The following is a 20,307-nucleotide window of genomic DNA, read 5'->3' on the forward strand; positions in this document are numbered from 1 at the left end:
ACTTACGCTGGCTGTTTCGATGCAGTTAATGAATGACCCGAGCGTCCCCTTTAAGTAACTGAGACAGATCGATAGTGAATATCGTCACTGTCGGACGTTTAGGCAGAGCATTTTCGATCGAAAACTCTGGCCCAGCTGGAACGAGGGGGAAGTGAATAGCAGTCGGCCACGTTGACGAAGCTTCATTACCGCCCGGCTCAGATATTGAGAAAGAAAACGCAGGCAAACGGGTCATAACACTTACCTCAAATGACTGATTCGCGGGCTCAAGCGAGCCCGCTTAGGTTTTGCAATGTTATTGTTGTTTTAACGCTTACTTAATCACTAACGATTGATAACGTTAGATATCAAGTTCTTTGTCTTCAACGTGGTTGGTGATCATCGCTTCAGTGGTGATCATCAAGCCAGCAACAGACGCTGCGAATTGAAGCGCTGAGCGTGTTACTTTCGCAGGGTCCAAGATACCCATTTCGATCATGTTGCCGTATTCACCTGTCGCAGCGTTGTAACCGTAATCGGCATCACCCGCTTTGACAGCATTCGCCACAACTGAAGCTTCGTCACCTGCGTTGGTTGCGATTTGACGAAGAGGCTCTTCCATTGCACGTAGCGCAACTCGGATACCCACGTTTTGGTCATCGTTGTCACCTTTTAGATCCGCTAATTCTTTCGCGATCTTAGTTAGGGCAACACCACCACCAGCGACAATACCTTCTTCAACCGCGGCGCGTGTAGCGTGTAGCGCATCGTCCACGCGGTCTTTCTTCTCTTTCATCTCAACTTCGGTTGCAGCGCCGATCTTGATCACCGCTACGCCGCCAGAAAGCTTCGCAACACGTTGTTGAAGCTTGTCTTTATCGTATTGAGAAGTGGTTGTTTCGATTTGTTTTTCAATCGAAGCCACACGATCAGCAATCGCGCTTGCTTCTGCTGCACCACCCACGATGGTTGTTGTGTCTTTGGTGATGGTCACTTTCTTCGCACTACCTAGTTGCTCTAGCGTTGCTTTTTCAAGCTCTAGGCCGATTTCTTCAGAGATGACCGTACCTGCGGTTAGTACCGCAATGTCTTCCATCATCGCTTTACGGTTGTCACCAAAACCAGGTGCTTTCACCGCCGTCGCACGCACGATGCCGCGCATGTTGTTCACAACCAATGTCGCTAGCGCTTCACCTTCGATGTCTTCAGCAATGATCAATAGCGAGCGAGAAGATTTCGCCACTTCTTCTAGCACTGGCAATAGCTCGCGGATGCTGCTGACTTTTTTGTCCACCAATAGGATGTAAGGGTTGTCTAGCTCTACGCTGCCATTTTCTTGGTTAGTGATGAAGTATGGCGACAAGTAACCGCGGTCGAATTGCATACCTTCAACCACAGACAATTCGTTGTCTAGACCTTGGCCTTCTTCCACCGTAATCACGCCATTGCGACCCACTTTTTCCATCGCTTCTGCAATAATTTCACCGATCGCGCGATCGCTGTTTGCAGAAATGCTACCCACTTGGGTGATGGATTCTTTGTCGCTGCATGGCTTAGACATTTCACGTAGTTTCTCAACCGCCGCTTCAGTGGCTTTGTCGATACCACGTTTTAGGTCCATTGGGTTCATGCCAGAAGCTACCGCTTTAAGACCTTCATTGATGAAAGATTGTGCCAGTACAGTAGCCGTCGTTGTACCGTCACCCGCTTCATCATTCGCTTTGGACGCCACTTGTTTCACCATTTGTGCGCCCATGTTTTCGAACTTGTCTTTCAGTTCGATTTCTTTCGCTACAGACACACCATCTTTAGTGATCGTTGGCGCGCCGTAAGATTTATCAAGCACAACGTTGCGGCCTTTAGGGCCTAGTGTCACTTTTACTGCGTCCGCCAGTAAGTTCACACCTTTCAGCATTTTTTGACGTGCGTCATTAGCAAATAATACGTCTTTTGCAGCCATAATTATCTCCTCAAAAAACTACTACAAAAATAATTACTCAACGATTGCTAACACATCAGATTCGGACAGAATCAAGTATTCTGCGCCGTCAATTTTCTCGGTTTTCACGCCGTAACCGTCATTGAAAATGATTTGGTCGCCCACTTGGACTTCCATCGCAGCGCGTTCGCCATTTTCAAGGCGTTTACCTAAACCAACAGCAATGACTTTCCCGCGGTTTGATTTTTTAACCGACTGAGAAGTTAAAACGATTCCCCCTTCAGATTTATTTTCCACCTCTTGTCTTTCAACAATTAGCTTGTCATTTAAAGGACGAATTTTCATTTGAAGTGCCTCCTACTTAGAACCAAAAATAAAAGACATAGTTTGAACATAAAGATGGATTAACGAGTCGTCTGCTCGTTTCGATGAAAATAATAAGGTCGAAAAATTGGAGTTCAAGGGGGAAATTTAATAAAAATTTTTTATCGAACTAAATAAAATTCTCTATCAAACATTCTCATTCACCATCCGTCATAATGAGTCTATGATGGAGGCTATTTTACGCAGTGGTACACATAGTTTGATAAGGATGACGAAAGAATGAAAAAGGCAATTTCTCTGTTTCTTGCAACGCTGAGCTTAGGGTTGCTCGCTCCTAATGTAGCGGCTTCTGAACGCGCGGAACAAGGATGGCAACTGATAGAGCAAGGCGCAATGCTCGTCGATGTGCGCACTCCGCAAGAGTTCTCTGAGGGGCATTTAGACAATGCGGTGAATTTCCCTCTATCTGAGCTTGATAAACATTTTAAAGACGTCAAAAAAGATCAATTGATTGTGCTGTATTGTCGCAGTGGTAACCGCTCGGGCCAAGCCTATCAATATTTGCAATCGCAAGGGTTCACAAATCTGCACAATGCAGGCGGCCTGGAAGAGTTGCAAAACGCCCAATAATCCCTCGTTTTGTTACTACATGACTCGTTTTTCATCTGGAAAAACAGAGCGCGTTGCTGATTAGCGGCAACGTGCTCTACTGTTTAATACTTAACTTCTGTCACATCACTACTTTGGCCCTGCCTCAAACTGGGTCAGGTTGTCGGTTATTTCTAACCACGGCGCTTTTGACGCCACGAAAATATGAAAACTTGGTTTGTGAGATGGGGCATCATCCAACACACCTAAGCGAATATTGACGATTCCGTTATTCTTTTTCGAATACAAACTTGAGCCGCAATGGCGACAAAAACATAGCTCGGTATTTTCACTTTTCTGATAAGTTTGAATATCCTCTTTCCCTTGGATAACAAGCAACTTATCCAGAGCAATGCCGCCCGCCGATGAATAGTCAGAGCCAGTAAATTTTCGACATTCAGAGCAATGGCAGTTGCCCATGTATTTGAATTCATCCGCCACTTCGAGTTTTACCTTGCCACACAGACATGAGCCTTTGAGTACTTCCATTTGAGTCCCTTTTTTATTATGAACCTACGTGAGGTTGGTGATGGTCTCTTCACCATGCCACCACAAGACGACAAATTAAAGACGGGTAACGCAGGTTTTCAAAAATGAAACGAAAATGTAAAACGGGCTTTTCGGATACAAAAACACCAAGCAAGATGCTTGGTGTTTTCTTAATATTTTGTTTAACCACGCCATCGCTCTTTATAAGAGACATCGTGTTAAGCAAGTTCAGTGCTTAGAAAATGCAGTGCTTAGTAAAGCTGGTTGCTTCGTTTGCTGTCCAGTCACCTTTTGGCTTGTCTTTCAAGCTCTCACACCATTGCTCGCTGCCAACACCATCTTGAAGAACACAGTGCTTTGCAAAATCGACGGCATTGTCTGCTGTCCATTCTGTTTTTGGCTTATCGCGCATGTCGTTACACCAGCCTTCGGTGCCCACTTCATCGCTACAAGCAGTTAAAGCAGACACAGCTAACATCAGCATGACTAGTTTTTTCATAAATTCAGGTTCCAGTTGCAAACAATTAAATACCCATCACTTCAACAAGCGTTGTTCATCAAAGTGACTTTTGTATCAACTATAACGAAATTATCAGTCTACGTGTTAAGACACCGAAAATTTATTGAGCGACGCTGTGATAATCACACCATATCTGGTCTTACAGACGACGTGCTTTAGTTAACGCGTTCACCTTCGCCGATCCAGTGCCAAAGCAGGCCAAACGCAGCTCTAACGCCATTTGTTCAAAATGATCGACCACCAACTGCGTGCTGATGGTTGCGGCTTTCAATACTGCACCAGCTTGACCTACGAGGTTCGCGCCTAAATGAATCGCTTTCGCCGCCTCAAGTCCATTGTGGATACCACCAGAGGCGATCAAAGGCAATTTAGGATGCTGCGCACGTATTTGAGCCAAACACGTTGCCGTCGGAATACCCCAATCACGGAAAAGCTCGGCTGCACGCTGCATGTGAGGGTTGTCTTGGCAATACCCTTCAACCGCACTCCAACTTGTGCCACCAGCGCCCGCGACGTCAATCGCGTCCACGCCCGCATCAACCAGTCGCTGCGCCACGTCACCGCTAATACCAAAACCCACTTCTTTGATGATGATAGGCACGTTAACGCGCGGCTTTAGTTGCTCAATAGCGTGCAATACACCAATCCAATTGTGATCGCCGTTTTTCTGAAACGCTTCTTGCATCGGATTAACGTGCACAAACAAGGCATCTGCTTGAATCGCCTCAACCGCACGTTGCGCGTTATCCAATTTGCCTTTGTCACGCAGTTGAGCAGCTCCTAAGTTTGAGTACAGCGGCACACCTTTTGCGAGTTCACGGATGGTTTTACCCAAGCCAGAGTGCTGGCTTTCTTCTAAGCTGATCCGCTGAGAGCCCACACCCATCGCGATACCTAACTCGCTTGCGGCTTCAGCTAAGCGGCAGTTGATCGTTTCGGCGTCTCTCGCTCCCCCCGTCATGGAGCTGATCAAAAACGGCAGCGCCAATCGATGGCCAAGAAACTCAGTCGATAAATCGATAGTGTTGAAGTCACATTCTGGCAGCGCACAATGTTCAAACTCGACAGACTCAAAACCCACCGTTTTCTTTTTCATGCTCATGTCATGATGTAAAACAGCGTCTAAATGTAAGTCTTTTCGGTTAGTTTGCGGAGCCATAATGTCACCCTAAAGTAAAACAGTCGCGCAGTATTGCCATCCTTATCAGTAACGTCAATGCGAATTTTCTGAAATAGGCGCATTGCATTTCCGAAACCAGCAATGAATCGTTATTTACTCTGAAATTATAGGAAGAGAAACCCACCCTCTCGTTTAAAACGATAACGGCGAGTTGCTCCCTAAGCTTGGAAAACAAACGGACAGGATGCCAACTTAAAGGCGGTGAAATAGATGTTTTACGTTCTATTGTGCGCTTTCAGGCAGAATTAGCGACACAATAGTACTTGTCGTACTTGGCACAAACTGATCCGGATCATCACAGAATTGGATTTTGCCTTTGTCTTCGACATTAAACAGCGGGATCACCAAATTGGTCTTGTGATGTTCCAAATAATCTTGGTAAGTGAAGTTCTCACTCAGTTTAGTGTGCTTGATTTCCGCGCCTCGGCTTAACAGGCTCGCTAACTGGGTGTAACTAACATTGCCCCCCATCAACAGCTTGCCGTGATACTCCTGAGCAACAGAGTGCTTCTCACTGCCGTTTCCATTCGTCTTCGCTTTTTGCAGACAATGTACTTTATCTTCGCCGAACTCGTCGACAAATTGCATACAAGCCATGATGTTGAAGTGTTGATCTGGCGTGAGTGCGACCACTTGACCAATGCCAATCATGTTCAGGTTGTCATCCGCATGGCTAGAAATTGGGTTACCGTAATAATAATCCAGGCCCATCATACGAACTTGGCTGATGTACTCCCAGTTCGAGTCCGTCATCAATACACGTCGATCATAACGCGCTAACGCTTGGCCAATTTCACGTGCGACTCGGTTCGCCCCAATAAGTAGGAAGCCTCTCGGCGCAGGTTCAGCGACACCCAATGCAATCGCCATAGGCCGAGCAGTGGCACTTTGTAATACCACCGTACCGATGATCACCATAAAGGTCATTGGTACCAGCAAGCTTGCTCCGTCAACTCCGTATTCGGTCAACTTAATCGCAAACAGAGACGAAATCGACGCAGCAACAATACCGCGTGGTGCAACCCAAGACAAAAAGAGCTTGTCTTTAAGGTTCAAGTTGCTGCGCATCGTAGAAAGAAAAATCGATAACGGGCGCGACACCAACTGCATAAAGACAAACAGCAGCAATGCACCACTACCCAGCGCTGCAAAATCATCCAAGCTGATTCGAGCCGCAAGGAAGATGAACAAGCCAGTGATCAACAAAATGGTCAAGTGCTCTTTAAAATGCAGAATTTGCTGAATGTTGATGTCTTTCGCGTTGGCAAGCCACATGCCCATCACAGTAACGGTTAATAACCCTGCTTCTGATTCGATGTGGTTAGAGACCGAAAATACGCCCAGTACCACCATTAAAACCGCAAAAGGCTGCAAGTATTCCGGCAACCACGCTCGACGCAATACCGTCGCCACTGCTGCACCAGACGCCACACCTAAAATGACACCTACGGCAATGATGGTGCCAAAGACTTCCATGCTGTTTACGGCGCTGTGTGACACGATAAACTCATACACCATCACCACAAATAGCGCACCAAGAGGGTCGATTAAGATCCCTTCCCAGCGCAAAATATTGGCAAGTGTACTGTTAGGCCTTACCGTCCGAAGCAGCGGCACGATAACTGTCGGCCCCGTGACGACGGTTAAGCTGCCGAACAACATGGCGAGCTCCCAAGTAAAACCAAGGAAATAGTGTGTCGCAACACTGGTTGCCGCCCACGAGATGATCGCCCCGATGGAAACAATGCTCCATACCGACCCACTCACGCCACGAATTTCTTTAAAATTTAAGGTCAAACTGCCTTCAAATAAAATGACTGCCACCGCTAATGAGACCAACGGAAAGAGCAAATTTCCCAAAATTTCATCGGGTTTGAGCCATTGCATAAATGGCCCGACGATGAGGCCAGCCAACAGCAAAAACAAAATGGCTGGCAAGCGCAGCCGCCAAGCTAACCACTGACAGCCCAAACCAATGACCCCTACCGCTGACAGCACCAGCGCTTCATTACCCACTTGCATCTATCGTCACCTATTTTTATCGTTGTTTTAGCGTCACAGCGCTAGGATGCGTTGACCCTTAGAATTATGAATATAGTTTATACCCAGTGACTTAGCGGCGATGTGTGCCGAAAAGTCGTCCAGAAACTGCATCAAGACTTGCGTCATTCTCGCAGTTCCCCTCAGAGCAAGGTAAAGTGGGTACAAAATTTCACGCGGAACCTAGCATCATAAAACGCTCAGGCATAGAGCATGAACTAAGCTTTAGTGTACGTGCTCAAAGTTAAGAATCATCTATCGTGTGAGACAAACGACCAAGGATAGGGAGAAATAGATTGTTTACGACACTTGCACTGATCACGGCTTTTTTTGCCATATTGATCGGTTTGAAAGCCGCCAGTCGGATATCGTTGCTGGAAAAAGAGCTGTCGAAATTACAGAAAGAAGTTGCCTCTCTTCGCGTCAGCACGCGTCGCGATTCGAAACTCGAAGCCTCCCAACCAGAGCCTGACACATCGGAATCCAGCCTTGGAGCGGCCTCTTCGATGCGTTCAGATTCTGGCGACTCGGCGTTAAGCGCTCCAAGCAATATCGAGCCTGAATTTGAGCCTTCATACCTTGCAACTCAGCAGCACCATAGCGAGCAAGAGCAAACCGAACTCAACCAAAGCCAGCAAACACAAGTTCAGTTGGCGACGTTTACTGAGCAAGAAGACCCACTAATCCAGAAGCACGCGCAAAAACTCATTGCTAACTTCCAAGAGAACTGGCTAGTTTGGGTCGGCGCATTAGCCATGTTGATCGGTGGCGGCTATCTGGTACAAGTGATTGGTAGCCATATTGAGTTTTCGCCACTTATGCGTGTTTCTTTTGCCTTTTCACTCTCGTTACTTATGGTACTCGCTGGCGAGTGGTTCCATCGAAAAGAGCAAAACAACCCGGATCGCGCCGCACGCGCTCAAGGCTTTACCTATGTGCCTGCTGCTGTCACCGGAACGGGGCTAACGGGCATTTACTGCACCGTCATTTTTGCTTTTGTGGTTTATCAAATGCTGACGCCAAGTGTCTCGTTGATCATCTTGGCTGCGGCGGCATTTTGCAGTTTAGCGTTGTCATTGCGACAAGGGCCGTTAATGGCGGTGCTCGGTTTAATCGGTGGCTACACAGCTCCACTTTGGATTGGAGGTAATGAACCGAACTACTTTTTGTTAGCCGGATACATCTGCGCGATTTCGTTCGCGGCGACCTTATTGATGCAAAAAGTGCATCGGGCATGGATTGCGCCAAGCATCGCCGTTCCGCATGTCATTTGGATGCTGCTGTTGATTGAGAGTATTCCAACTGAACTGCTGTTCTCGTGGCTCGCGATTTATCTCTCCATCACTTTGTATCTCATTTTCGCGGTTCCGAGAATGGGTTGGATGCTCAATCCTCGTTTTCGCCACTATCAAAGCAAGTGGACAAATCAACCAACCGCGACCTCTCTTGCAGTAGCGTTATTGACCTTTTCTGCTATCACCAGAATGCCGGAACTGAACACTCTACAAATGGCGTACTGTTATACGCTGCTTTTGGCGATCATCTGGCTACCTGCACTGCGTACAGGCTGGTCGTTACGTGTATTTTTGCCATCCATACTCGTCTCGGCAACCGCGCTGATTGTTCTCACCATCGCGTTTGATGCGCTGTATATGTTAGACAGAGAAGCCAGCATCCTATTCGCATTGGCGGTGAGTATTGCACTGATTGGCTTTAGAGCCTATTGCCAATCTTTGAGTGACCGTTCGCAAATCAGCAACGTGCTTTTGTTGGTGCTAGCACCAACGATGGGTTTGGTCACGTTGTTTTATGCTGACGAATTCATGCACGGTTACGCCCTGTACTGGACGTTGTTCTGCGCGCTCATCGCAGCCTATTATGCGTTCCTTAGCCAGCGCCTTCGCTCTCTTGCACTTGAATGTTCAGCGGTCGTTCACGCTCTGATTTCTGGCGTCGCTTTCGTTTGGTTAAGCGACACTTGGCTCACCACTGCCATTTCGATACAAGTCGCGGTGATGGCACTGCAAATCCAAGCCGGGTTCTTTCGCCCAGCAAGTTGGGCGGTCAAAATCGTGATGGGTATTTTGGTGGTTCGTCTCACGTTGCTGCCATTTATTCCACAATGGCAGCCGGTTGAGAGTGGGCATTGGGCTTGGGTCATTCTTAGTTACGTGCCGTCATTGGCTATCTTAGCCTATGCCCGAGGCGTGCTAGCGAAACAAGATTCCGAACTGACCAACTGGTTCGAAGGGGCGTTTTTGCATGTGTTCTTAATGGCGTTGTTCACCCAAACCAACTACTGGTTAACAGGACAATACGGCTATTTGGGGCACATCGATTTCACAAGTGCCGTGGTCTTTGCCAACCAAGCACTGGTTATGGGCTTGGTTTACAGTTATCGCAGCCAATTTGCTCAACAGCTCACCCTTGTTTATCAAGCCTACAGCTACTTATTGTGGGGCGTATTCGCGCTATTGACGGTATGGCTGAACAGCGTTGAATCGCCACTCATCAGCAACAACATATCGGCACTAGCCATGCCTGTGTTCAACATGCTGAGTTTAGGTTGGCTTCTGCCAGCGTGCATTCTCATTGCTGCGGTCGTTAGACGCTGGAATACGCTGCGTGTACACCGATTAGCGGTCGCATGTCTTGGCTTTGCATTAGCGGCCATTTGGCTAGGGATGTCGATTCGACAGTTCTGGCAAACCACGTCAATGACGCTGTTTCAGCCGACCAGTATGGCGGAATTGTTTAGCTACTCAGTGGCAGGATTAATGGTTGGTGGCGCTTTAACTTGGCGTGGCGTCACTCACAAGGCAATGATGATGCAACGCATCGGCTTAATTATATTGGCCTTTGTGGCATTGAAAGTCTTCTTGTGGGATGTAAGCTCTTTGGACGGGTTCTGGCGCGCCATCAGCTTCTTAGGCTTGGGGGCATCACTTATTGCTTTGGGGTGGCTCTTTCAAAAACTGCATCGCTCAGTCACTCAGACCTCTGAGCCATAATCGACGTTCTTCAACACAAAAAGATAAGCGGAAAAGAGAGATTCCCGACAATGCATTTTCGCCGTTATTGGGGGGCAGCAAAAATGTAAAGCCGGGAATCATTGGAGTGTTCTTTGAAACGGCGTTATTTCAACAATGCAACCACCGTATGGCGACGAACATTCGCTTGCGCATTTAACGCTTGGAACGTCGAGGTAAACTGACCAGACGTCTCCATAAAACCATCCAGTTTTGCGTTCACTTCATCTACCGAAAGTTGATGACTTTTGCTTTGGATTGAGCGCATCTGCGTGTTCAACTCGCCATGAAAAGCTTTCGCTTCTTCTAAGCTGGTTTGCACTTGTCTTAAGTGCTGATTGACTTTCGAGATGGTCTGTTTGATGCCATCACGAGAGCCTAAATCAAAACTCAGCTCTGCAATGCCGTCCGGCTCAGATTTCAAGTTCAGCACATTTGGCTGGCCAGCTGGGAAGCGATGCCCTTCGCCCGTGACCAAAACCTTCTGCTGCATTTGTTGATAAGCGTTATCGCGCGCTTCAAACAAAATGGTGCCGTCTTCAGCCAATGATGCGCGCATGCCCATTGCAATTAAACTGCGGTCGAGCATTTTCACCGTGCGTGCGCCGTCCGATTGACCGTCAAACTGAATCATCACCGCTTGGCCCTGAGGGAAATCCAAACGAATTTGTTCCGCTCGGTCACTGAGACGATGCACATTCAAACCTGGGATAGAGAAGCGACGAATATCGGCCTTATCCAACTTGAGATGCAACTCGTTATCAATCACCTTCTGGCCATCAAAGCGTGCTTGTTCCACAACACGTTGAATGTTCGCTTTAGAGCGCACAAGCGTATCTTGCAACCCCGGCACATTTTGTGTGCCTTGCGTAACGGCTTGAGTTAACCCACGCTTAATGTGCGTTAACTCTTTACCAATGGTTTGCAGTGATTTTGAAGCAATTTGGACCGCTGTTGCTTGTTGCTGTCCCTGAGTCAGTTGAATGCCTGAAACAGAATAGGCTGACGCGGTGTCAGCCTGAACTTGAATTGGACGCGGTTTGATCGTACTGCTTGAATCCGCAGAGCGGGTTGGCATGATAGAGGCTTGTTCTTGGCCACCCAAGCGTATGCTATGAGCTCTAACCTCTACTGTACTCATTACCATAAAAGAACTTCCTAACCTTAAATACGGTCAAACAATGAAAGATCGTTGATCTTCACGTAGCTCGCCTGCGTAGCTTGCAGAGCAGCCATGTAGTTGCTTAAACGTACCGAAGCTTCACCGTAGTCCAATGCAGATAAGTCACCAGAGACTTTGTCGACAAACAACTTATTTTCGCTGTGTGCGCCATCCATCAAATCTAGGTTGTTATGGCGACCACCGATTTCCGTCATCGCGCCTAGTACGTTTGCCATCGTATCATCGATGGCGTTTAGGCTAGCGTCCACTTCGGCTTGAAAATTCGGACTCGGCTTCTCAAATTCTGCAATCAAAGCATCAATTTGGTTAAGAACGTTCTTGCCGCCACCAATATCTAGGATCTCTTGTGCGGTCATGTTCGAATCCATGGTCACGCCTTTTGCCACCGTCACCACACGAACATCGCTGTTGCCTTCGACCACATAAGCGCCACTTGATTTATTCAGAGCCGCGGTATCGGTTTTTGTGCCCGAAAACAGAAAGTGGCCTTCTTCATCTTGCGCATTGAAAGACGATTCGATGGAGTCACGGTAGCTTTTCAGTTCGGTGATCATGCCGCTACGGTCTTGATCCGTTAACGAACCGTTCGCGCCCCAAAGAACAATGTCACGCATGCTTTTCAAACTTTCGCTCACTGAGTCTAGGTGTGTCTCTTGGCTTGAAAGCGTTGTTTTCAGGTTTGCGATGTTGCTTTGGTATTGAGCAATCGCGCTGTTTTCGCGTTCCAAGTTAAGCAGCTTGATAGACGCCATTGGATCATCAGACAGCTTAGTCAGTCGCTCACGTGTCGACATTTGTTGAAGTACTTTCCCAAGGCCTGCGCTGTTGCTCTGCAGGCTTTGCAGCATCATTTGGCTGAATTGGTTATCACTGATTCGCATCTGGGTTTCCTCTAGAATAACTGCAATACAGAGTCGAACAGCTGGTTCGCCGTACTGATCACTTTCATGTTGGCATTGTGCGCGTTAGCAAACGTCATCAAGTTCGCGGCTTCTTCATCGCTGTTCACTGCACTTACATTGTCGCGAGCGGTATGCGCTTGCTTACTCATTGCCAGTTTTGCTTGGTAATCCGCATCGGCCTGACGCGCCTTGATCGCCGTTTGGCCAACCATTGAAGTAAAGGCATCGTTCAAGCTCACTGAGCCGTAGCCCGTTACCGCAACCGGTTTGTTACTCAAATCAATCAGAGATTTAAGAACATTCGCGTTACCCGGCGTACCATCGCTTGAAAACGCCAATTCTTCCGCGCTCAAATCTGTGATGGTTAAACTTGCCGCTGGGTTGTCAGGGTCGTAGTTAAACAGTGGTTTGCCAGCATTGCCTTTCAAGTCTTTACCTGTAGCAAGTACCGCGTTGTACTCATCTGCCAGAGCTTTTGCCATGTCATCAAGCGCCACTTGGTTTGGCTTTAGAACGTCGGTTTGGTAATCGTTGATGGCACCCAACTTACCCCCGACCGAATCGCCAATAGCGAAGCTTTGATTAGCAAAATTCACGTGCAGATCCGCAAGATACGGATCGCTTGGATCAGGAATCGCAGACAGTTGACCAAAGTCCGAGCCCATGACTAACGGCTGACCAGAAACCAACGTCACCTGCATGCTGCCATCCGGTTGATCGGTTGTTTTCACTTCGATCACTTGTGACAGCTCACCGATCAGATTTTCACGCTTGTCCATCAATTGAGCAGGGTTACCGCCTGTACCTTGCATTTCAACGATTTGCTTGTTCACGTGAGCGATGTTCGACATCAGACTGTTTGCATGAGTCAGCGCAGCACTGCGCTGATCATTCATGTCTTTATGTTGGTTGTGCAAAGACTGAGTTAGTGTGTTGAAGCGTCGAGCCAACGCTTCTGATTCATTGATGATTTGCTGGCGGTAAGGCATCGATTCTGGCTTCACTGTCGCGTCGTTAAGCGCGGCGTTAAGCGAATCTAAGCCAGCAGAGATACTAAATCCGTCTGCACCCAGGGTGTTTTCTAGTTGGCTCATGCTGCTGGTGTAACCAGCCGCGTAAGCCGCCAAACTATTGGTAGACCAAGTTTGTTTAACCAAGAACTGATCAGTTACACGGCGGATGCTGGTCACTTCCACACCCATACCAGAGCTTAAGCGGTTGGACTTACCATCACCAACTGTCGCCATCAACGCTTGTTGACGGCTGTATCCTGGCGTATTGACGCTCGCAACGTTTTGCGCCGTCACGTCAAGTGCAACGCGGTTTGCGTTTAAACCTGAGAGGGCGATATTAACTAGGTTCATTTACAGCTCCATTTTCCTGATCAGCGGCTGAGAAAAAGCGGTCGTCATGCCGGCTTCTCCAAGCACTTGTTTAACTGAGGCGACCGCTTGAGCCGTTGAGTTAAATGGGTCGGCAATTTCTTCGAGTTCAAGCTGTGATATCGATTCAGAATCGACCGGTTTACCGTCATTTGCAGAAGACACATTGCGCGCCGAATCGAAGGCCACTTCGCGCATTGAAGGGCTCAACTGCTGAATCAGCATATTGGCGATGCCAGAGCTTTGTTTTTTCGCCAACTCCATCGCCAACTGGCCATCGTACATGTCGCGAAAAACGCCTTGTTGTTTGCTTGAAAATGGGCTGTCTTTGTCCGCTAACACGTCGCTGCTACTGCGCATTTGACGCAGCACCAGTTGTAAGAACATAGCTTCAAACTGACCCGCCACCATTTCGAGCGCGCCTTCTTGATCACGACTGTGCTTGATGTTCGCCAACGCACTGTTGTCGTGATAAAGCATTGAGTTCAATTGAGCTTGATCGCTGCTACCGTCTAGTTTCATCGTTCACTCCTTAAATCACGACCAGTTCAGCATTCAACGCGCCCGCTTCATTTAGTGCCTGAAGAATAGACATCAAATCGGTTGGGGTTGCGCCTAAGCTGTTGACCGCATCGACAATGGTATTGAGCTCAGTGCCCGGAGGCCAAATCACCATTTGAGCGAGCTCTTCGTTTACATCAATATCCGTTTGATTCACGACTTTTGTCTCGCCATCAGCAAACGCATTCGGTTGGCTGACTTTTTCTGATTCTGAAATTCGCACCGTCAAGTTGCCGTGGCTTACTGCCGCTTCGCCAACTTTGACATTCTTGCCAATCACCACGGTGCCTGTACGGGAGTTAAAGACGATACGTGCAGGCTTACGACCTTCCACGACGCTCATCTCTTCCAGCATCGACATCATGATCACGCGTTGTTGCGTGTCTTTCGGCGCTCGCATATCCACGCGTGCTTTGTTGATCGCAACAGCCACGTTCGGACCAAACGTATTGTTGATCTCACGTGCGATGTTTTTTGCAGTGGTGAAACTTGGTTTGCGCAAGTTCAGCGTGATTTCATCGCGCTGGTTGAAGTCTGTTTTGATTTCGCGCTCTAGCGTCGCACCATTCGGCACACGACCCGCTGTTGGCGTATTCACTTCGACTTTCGAACCACTTTTACCTTCAGCAGATAAACCGCCCACAACAACGCTACCTTGCGCGATGGCGTACACTTCACCATCGATACCGCGTAGCGGCGTAAGAAGCAGCGTACCGCCGCGCAAGCTTTTCGCATCACCAATGGATGACACGACCACATCTAAGGTTTGGCCCGGCCCTGCCATAGGGTCTACCGATGCCGTCACGCTTACCGATGCTACGTTACGCAGTTTAGGGTCCATGCTGTCATCAATCTGAACACCAAATTGGCGCAACATGTTGGTGATGGATTGTGAGGTAAATTTTACTTGGTTGCGGTCACCTTGGCCGGCAAGACCAACCACCAAACCGTAACCGACTAATTGATTTTCGCGGATGCCTCGAACATCCACCAAATCCATAATAGGAATTTCCACTTCAGCCTGTGAAGTCGCAGGAAGCCCTAAGGTCAATGCCAGTAGGAAAGACGAAAATAAGGTATTGATTGGCTTCATTAGAATGGTACCCATGGGCTGTTAAAGAACTGAGTCAGCCACCCAGCAGCGTTGCTGTCTGCCAACGCGCCACGACCAGCGTAAGTGATGCGAGCATCCGCAATTCGTTGAGAAGAAACTTGGTTATTGCGAGTGATGTCATCGACGCGAACAATGCCCGTCAAACGGATGAATTCATCACCTTGATTTAGGCGCAGCCACTTTTCGCCACTGATGCGCAATACGCCATTTGGCAACACGTCATGCACCGTGACCGTGATAGCACCTTGGAGCTTGTTGCCTTGCGAGCTAGACGCGCTGCCATCGAAATTTCGGCTGCCGTCAATGCTCACACCAAGTTCATCAAACTTTTTAGTGCCGATGGTTGGCGCAGCAAAGTTCACCGCTGAGCTCTTACCAAATTTGGTTCCGGCTTTTTTGCTTGAAGAAGTCTCTTCAGAAAGCACCACGGTTAGCACATCACCGACTCGGTACGCACGACGATCTTGGAACAAAGTCATCGTGTATTGGTGACGATAAAGGCTACCAGATTGAGCGTCTGGTAAGGTGTAATCCAACTTCGGCGGCGCATACTCCTCAGCATTTGGCTGAGGCGGAATAAACTCCTGACGTCCGGCACATCCCACCAGCAACACGACGGCTACTGCCCAACTCTTAGAAAGCCATTTCATTGCTTTTTCCTTCATCATCACCAACTTCATCATTACATCGATTGCGAGACAAACTTCAGCATGTCATCTGCTGCTGATACGACTTTGGCATTCATCTCGTAAGCACGTTGAGTCGTGATCATGTCGACCATTTCTTCCACAACTTGCACGTTAGAGCCTTCTAGCGCGCCTTGCTTGATACTGCCTGCACCATCTGCGCCAGCAATCAGCTCATCGGCTGGGCCACTCGCTTCCGTCTCGCGGAACAAGTTACCGCCAACGGCTTCAAGACCGGCTGGGTTGATGAATTTTGCTAGTGTGATTTGACCAAGCTGCTGAGGTGTTGGATCGTCTGCCGTTGTTGTTGTCACTGTGCCATCTACGCCAACCGAGAAAGAGATCGCGTTGTCAGGAATTTGAATTTGTGGCTCAAGCGGTAGACCTTGACTGTTCACCATCAAACCTTCTGAGTTGATGTGGAACTGACCATTACGCGTGTACATAATCTGACCGTCAGAGTTTTCAATCTGGAAGAAGCCTTGCCCCATTACCGCTAGATCTAGGTCTTGAGTCGTGTTTTGTGTGTTACCTTGCGTGAACACTTTTTGCGTGCCGACAACGCGCACACCACTACCCAGTTGAACACCGCTAGGCAGCTCGTTTACCTGATCCACCTGTGCACCAGGCTGACGCTGAATGCTGTAGAACAAGTCTTCAAATACAACGCGGTCGCGCTTAAAGCCGACGGTGTTTACGTTTGCTAAGTTGTTGGAAATGGCAGTCATCTTCGTGTCCTGCGCTGCCATACCTGTCTTACTTACCCATAATGCCGAATGCATTGGTTATCTCCTTTTGGGGCGAGACTTATCTCGCCGCCATTAATTTGTTACCGGCTTGCGCCAACGTTTCTGCAGTTTTCATCATGCGTACTTGCATCTCGAAGTTACGCGTTAGCGACATCACGCCGATCAGCTCATCGATCGCCGATACGTTACTGCCTTCGATGTGTTCTGGTGCCAATTGCACGGTTTCATCCGCTGCGAATGGCACACCATCAACACTGTGAAGCAAGCTGTCGCTCTCTTTTTGCAGCTGATTGATTTCTGGCTTCACCAGTTTCAATGTGCCGACTGCGATTTCTGCACCGCCACCAGGTGGAATGACCGAGACAAGGCCACGCTCACTGATTTCGATTTTTTGATAATCAGGCACCACCAACGGACCGTTTTCACCCACAACCGGGAATCCGTTGATAGACATTGCGCCAAAGGTATCGATTTGAATGTTACCGGCACGCGTGTAAGCCTCGTTACCCGCTGGCGTTTCTACCGCAAGATAACCTTCACCCATGACGGCAACGTCGAGCGCACGACCTGTTTTCACAACGTCGCCAGAATCAAAACGCGTTGATGCAGAGTTTGTGACCACCATGGTTCGGCCATCAAAGCCCGGGCCTTGTAACTCCACGCTACGAACACGTTCCATATCCGCACGGAAACCTGCGGTATCCGCGTTCGACAAGTTATTCGAACGAACGTGTTGCGCTTTAAGAACTCGGCTTGCACCGGAGGTTGCTGTAAATAACAAGCTATCCATGCAGAACTCCTATTACACCGCGTTGAACAAGGCTTGAGTGAGCTTGTCGCTGGTCGAAATCGTTTTTGCGTTCGCTTGGTAGTTACGTTGTGCTGTCATCAGTGCCACAAGCTCACTGGTTAGGTCGACGTTTGAGCCCTCTAATGCACCTGGAGTCAAGTTACCCAGCGTGCCAGAACCCGGAACGCCCATGATCGGCGCACCAGAGCTAAAGCTTTGTGTCCAAGCAGTGCCGCTCACTTTTGCGAGACCTTGCGTATTAGCAAAATCAGCCAGAACCACTTGGCCTTGAAGCTGTGATTGACCGTTAGTGTAAGTTGCGTAAACCATGCCGTTGTCTTCTACGCGCACACCTGCAAGCTCACCAGATGTGTAACCGTTTGGGCTGTTTGTGCTCACACCAAACGCGGCACCAAATTGCGTGCTACCTTTTAGGTTGATATCAACGCTCATTGCGTTTGCGCCCGCAGCTGGGAATGCCACATTGAAAGAGCCTGTTGGCGCCGCTAACGTACCGTCTTTATTAAACGTCACTGGAATGGTTGAAACAGGAGTTTTACCACCGTCGACTTGCACGTTCACTTCCCATGCGTTGTCTGCCGTTTTAGTGAAGTACTGCGTCACGGTGTGAGAGTTGCCAAGTGAATCGTACACCTGTGTCGTGTAAGAAGAGTTGAACGAGGTTGGATCCGCTGGATCGAACGGCGTTACCGCTTTATCAATCGCTTTTGCACTTGCATCGAAGTTCGCAACAAAATCAAGCTTATCTGTCGCTTTCGCGTTGAGTGACGATGTTGATACTTGGATGTTACCTACAGAACCCGTCATCAAGTTGTTGTTGCTATCTACGCTGTAACCTTGCAACTTCGCGCCATTGTTCGCTGTTACAAAGTTGCTCTTATCCGTACCAAATACGCCAGAACGAGTGTAAAGCGTTTGACCCATGTGATCTTTTGTCACAAAGAAGCCGCTGCCGTTGATCGCCAAGTCCATTGAACGACCAGTACCCGTGATTGAACCGTTTTTATCGAAGTTTTGCGAAATAGACGCAACTTCTACGCCGCCAGGTTGCATGCCGTTGTATACCGCTGCGAACTCTGTGCGCGCACCTTTAAAACCATACGTTGAAGCGTTGGCAATGTTGTGGCTGATCGTGTTTAGCTCTGTGTTGGTCGCGTCCAGACCACTAAGTGCGATGTTAAAACTCATAAAAGACCTCTGATTTGCTTATTTGGTTAAGCACCAAACTGAGTGATTTGATAGAAAGGAACGTTGCCAACGCCATTAACATTGACCAATGCTGCGCCACCTGAACTCGGAATACGAACCTGTTCAACAGTGCCAGCCAGTAGAACATTCGGGCTCGCTTGGCCTTCTTGAACTTCTACAGATACCGTGTATTTGCCCGGCTTTAAGCCAAGCTCTTCTGGATTGATTGAGAACTCAACGTCACCAGCGCCGTGAGCGCCAAGTGGTACGTTCGTCTTCTGACCGAACTGATCTTTCACAACTAAAGTCACTTGGTTTGAACCATGACTCAGTTCGATTTTGCCGTTTTGCGCACCATCACCCAGTTCGAATTCTTTTGAATTCACGTAAACCGTTTGACCAACCAAACCGGCGGTCGATAGCACTTGCATGTTGTCGAGTAGCACCATGCTGTTTTGCATGACCTTCGACATGTTCTCGGTACTTTGAACTTGAGAGAACTGCGCCAACTGACCGACGTACTCTGTGCCATCTAACGGGTTTAACGGATCTTGGTTTTGAATTTGCGCCACCATCAAAGAGATGAACTCATTTTGAAGTGAAGACGCGCTGTTCTTATCCGTTGGGTTTGGCGCAATGCCACTGTTTTCTTTTGCTGCCGCTTTAACTGGAGCGTCCGACGATAATGCCGTGTACTGTGCAAGACTCATTAGCTACCCTGCCCTAAACGAAGCAAGCCTTGCTGCATGCTTTTCACATTTGCCAACACTTCCACGTTCGTTTCGAAGCTGCGAGTCGCTGACATCATGTCCGCCATTTCCGCAACCACGTCGATGTCTGGGTAGTAAACATAACCTTCGCCGTTAGCGAGTGGGTTATTTGGCTCAAAGCGTTTTTCCGCCTGACCTTTGTTTTGCACCACATCGACAATACGCACTTCAGCATTTGGGTAAATGCCGTTTTCTGTCGTCATTTGCGTTTTTTGATACACGGTAGCGAACACAGGTTTAAGTGCTTTGTAAGCATCATCTGGGTTTGCAGACACCGCATCCGCGTTCGCAAGGTTACTGGCAACCGTGTTTAGGCGAACGGTTTGTGCCGTCATCGCAGAGCCAGTAATCGAATAAATATCAGTGAATGACATAATTAACGTCCCTCAATCGCTTTCGCCAAGCCGTTAAATTTCATGTTCAGAAACGTCAGGCTGGTTTGAAAGTCCATGTTGTTTTGGGTGAATTTCGCTTGTTCAACACCAAGTTCCACAGTGTTGCCATCTTTACTGTTTTGGTACGGCACCGAATACTGGGCCTGAACCTGCAGCTTAGGTACAGAATTACTCACACCGTTTGTCGACATCTGGTTCATAACAGTGGTGAAACTTAGGTCTTTCGCCAAGTACCCAGGGGTGTCAACATTTGCTAGGTTACTGGCGAGGACTTTGGTACGCTGAACGCGAAAATTGAGTGCATCTGGATGTACACCTAAAGCATTTTCAAATGTGATCGCCATGCATCTTTCCTTACAGTCGGCTCGAATACGCCAAGATACAAACAAGATACGTGCCATAAAATTTATTTATATTT

The 20,307-nt window shown here is 48.3% G+C and carries 21 protein-coding genes; 2 read left to right on the forward strand and 19 right to left on the reverse strand.

Annotated features, from left to right (window positions below; translation table 11 throughout):
* Window positions 1-25: 25 nt before the first annotated feature.
* The 3 genes from ACF8EG_RS04320 to ACF8EG_RS04330 form a co-directional block, all read right to left on the reverse strand.
* Window positions 26-235, reverse strand: a complete 210-nt coding sequence (locus ACF8EG_RS04320; protein ID WP_005464025.1) for a hypothetical protein — start codon at window positions 233-235, stop codon at window positions 26-28.
* A 105-nt stretch (window positions 236-340) separates the two neighbouring features.
* Entirely contained in the window at window positions 341-1,939 is a 1,599-nt protein-coding gene (gene groL, locus ACF8EG_RS04325; protein WP_005463958.1) for a chaperonin GroEL, read from the reverse strand.
* A 33-nt stretch (window positions 1,940-1,972) separates the two neighbouring features.
* Complete coding sequence (locus ACF8EG_RS04330) at window positions 1,973-2,263, reverse strand: co-chaperone GroES (protein ID WP_025508554.1); 291 nt, start codon at window positions 2,261-2,263, stop codon at window positions 1,973-1,975.
* A 258-nt stretch (window positions 2,264-2,521) separates the two neighbouring features.
* Here ACF8EG_RS04330 and ACF8EG_RS04335 point away from each other — a divergent pair, with 258 nt between their 5' ends.
* On the forward strand, window positions 2,522-2,872 hold the full coding sequence (locus tag ACF8EG_RS04335) for a rhodanese-like domain-containing protein (protein ID WP_025508552.1): 351 nt from the start codon (window positions 2,522-2,524) through the stop codon (window positions 2,870-2,872).
* Between the two features lie 108 nt (window positions 2,873-2,980).
* Here the strand turns inward: ACF8EG_RS04335 and ACF8EG_RS04340 are convergent, their stop codons facing one another.
* The 4 genes from ACF8EG_RS04340 to ACF8EG_RS04355 form a co-directional block, all read right to left on the reverse strand.
* A complete protein-coding gene (locus ACF8EG_RS04340) occupies window positions 2,981-3,379 on the reverse strand; it encodes a GFA family protein (RefSeq protein WP_031817484.1) in 399 nt (132 codons plus the stop codon).
* A gap of 235 nt (window positions 3,380-3,614) precedes the next feature.
* Complete coding sequence (locus tag ACF8EG_RS04345) at window positions 3,615-3,878, reverse strand: DUF3012 domain-containing protein (protein ID WP_005481466.1); 264 nt, start codon at window positions 3,876-3,878, stop codon at window positions 3,615-3,617.
* Between the two features lie 160 nt (window positions 3,879-4,038).
* The gene (gene fni, locus ACF8EG_RS04350) at window positions 4,039-5,058 is read right to left on the reverse strand and encodes a type 2 isopentenyl-diphosphate Delta-isomerase (RefSeq protein ID WP_069504942.1); all 1,020 of its coding nucleotides are present in this window, start codon (window positions 5,056-5,058) and stop codon (window positions 4,039-4,041) included.
* A gap of 243 nt (window positions 5,059-5,301) precedes the next feature.
* A complete protein-coding gene (locus ACF8EG_RS04355; RefSeq protein ID WP_031850123.1) occupies window positions 5,302-7,101 on the reverse strand; it encodes a sodium:proton antiporter in 1,800 nt (599 codons plus the stop codon).
* Between the two features lie 314 nt (window positions 7,102-7,415).
* Between ACF8EG_RS04355 and ACF8EG_RS04360 the strand changes: the two genes are divergently transcribed.
* Window positions 7,416-10,130, forward strand: a complete 2,715-nt coding sequence (locus ACF8EG_RS04360; protein WP_069504944.1) for a DUF2339 domain-containing protein — start codon at window positions 7,416-7,418, stop codon at window positions 10,128-10,130.
* 124 nt (window positions 10,131-10,254) lie between these two features.
* Here ACF8EG_RS04360 and ACF8EG_RS04365 read toward each other — a convergent pair whose 3' ends face one another.
* Genes ACF8EG_RS04365 through flgB form a run of 12 tightly spaced genes read right to left on the reverse strand, consistent with a single transcriptional unit; the run spans window position 10,255 to window position 20,233 of the window.
* On the reverse strand, window positions 10,255-11,295 hold the full coding sequence (locus ACF8EG_RS04365; protein ID WP_005497983.1) for a flagellin: 1,041 nt from the start codon (window positions 11,293-11,295) through the stop codon (window positions 10,255-10,257).
* 17 nt (window positions 11,296-11,312) lie between these two features.
* Window positions 11,313-12,212: a flagellar hook-associated protein FlgL gene (flgL, locus tag ACF8EG_RS04370; protein WP_005497981.1), complete on the reverse strand. Its 900-nt coding sequence runs from the start codon at window positions 12,210-12,212 to the stop codon at window positions 11,313-11,315.
* 11 nt (window positions 12,213-12,223) lie between these two features.
* Window positions 12,224-13,597 (reverse strand): flagellar hook-associated protein FlgK, encoded by a 1,374-nt coding sequence (flgK, locus tag ACF8EG_RS04375; RefSeq protein ID WP_005497979.1) that lies wholly within the window; start codon window positions 13,595-13,597, stop codon window positions 12,224-12,226.
* A complete protein-coding gene (locus ACF8EG_RS04380; protein ID WP_025545871.1) occupies window positions 13,598-14,137 on the reverse strand; it encodes a rod-binding protein in 540 nt (179 codons plus the stop codon).
* Between the two features lie 10 nt (window positions 14,138-14,147).
* Window positions 14,148-15,269, reverse strand: a complete 1,122-nt coding sequence (locus ACF8EG_RS04385) for a flagellar basal body P-ring protein FlgI (RefSeq protein ID WP_029862961.1) — start codon at window positions 15,267-15,269, stop codon at window positions 14,148-14,150.
* Complete coding sequence (gene flgH / locus ACF8EG_RS04390) at window positions 15,269-15,940, reverse strand: flagellar basal body L-ring protein FlgH (RefSeq protein ID WP_011106240.1); 672 nt, start codon at window positions 15,938-15,940, stop codon at window positions 15,269-15,271. Before flgH ends, ACF8EG_RS04385 begins: the two co-directional genes overlap by 1 nt.
* A gap of 32 nt (window positions 15,941-15,972) precedes the next feature.
* Entirely contained in the window at window positions 15,973-16,758 is a 786-nt protein-coding gene (gene flgG, locus ACF8EG_RS04395; RefSeq protein ID WP_025794653.1) for a flagellar basal-body rod protein FlgG, read from the reverse strand.
* A gap of 25 nt (window positions 16,759-16,783) precedes the next feature.
* The gene (locus ACF8EG_RS04400) at window positions 16,784-17,515 is read right to left on the reverse strand and encodes a flagellar basal body rod protein FlgF (RefSeq protein WP_005464045.1); all 732 of its coding nucleotides are present in this window, start codon (window positions 17,513-17,515) and stop codon (window positions 16,784-16,786) included.
* A 12-nt stretch (window positions 17,516-17,527) separates the two neighbouring features.
* Window positions 17,528-18,724, reverse strand: a complete 1,197-nt coding sequence (gene flgE / locus ACF8EG_RS04405) for a flagellar hook protein FlgE (RefSeq protein ID WP_005463978.1) — start codon at window positions 18,722-18,724, stop codon at window positions 17,528-17,530.
* Between the two features lie 26 nt (window positions 18,725-18,750).
* On the reverse strand, window positions 18,751-19,434 hold the full coding sequence (gene flgD, locus ACF8EG_RS04410) for a flagellar hook assembly protein FlgD (protein WP_005463939.1): 684 nt from the start codon (window positions 19,432-19,434) through the stop codon (window positions 18,751-18,753).
* Window positions 19,434-19,868, reverse strand: coding sequence for a flagellar basal body rod protein FlgC (gene flgC, locus ACF8EG_RS04415; protein WP_005464013.1), 435 nt, complete (start codon window positions 19,866-19,868; stop codon window positions 19,434-19,436). The genes flgD and flgC overlap by 1 nt, the downstream gene beginning before the upstream one ends.
* Before the next feature lie 2 nt (window positions 19,869-19,870).
* A complete protein-coding gene (gene flgB, locus ACF8EG_RS04420) occupies window positions 19,871-20,233 on the reverse strand; it encodes a flagellar basal body rod protein FlgB (RefSeq protein ID WP_025526793.1) in 363 nt (120 codons plus the stop codon).
* Window positions 20,234-20,307 lie beyond the last annotated feature (74 nt).

It is taken from the genome of Vibrio sp. YQ_11 (assembly GCF_043103065.1).
In the GTDB taxonomy this organism is placed as follows: Bacteria; Pseudomonadota; Gammaproteobacteria; order Enterobacterales; family Vibrionaceae; genus Vibrio; species Vibrio parahaemolyticus.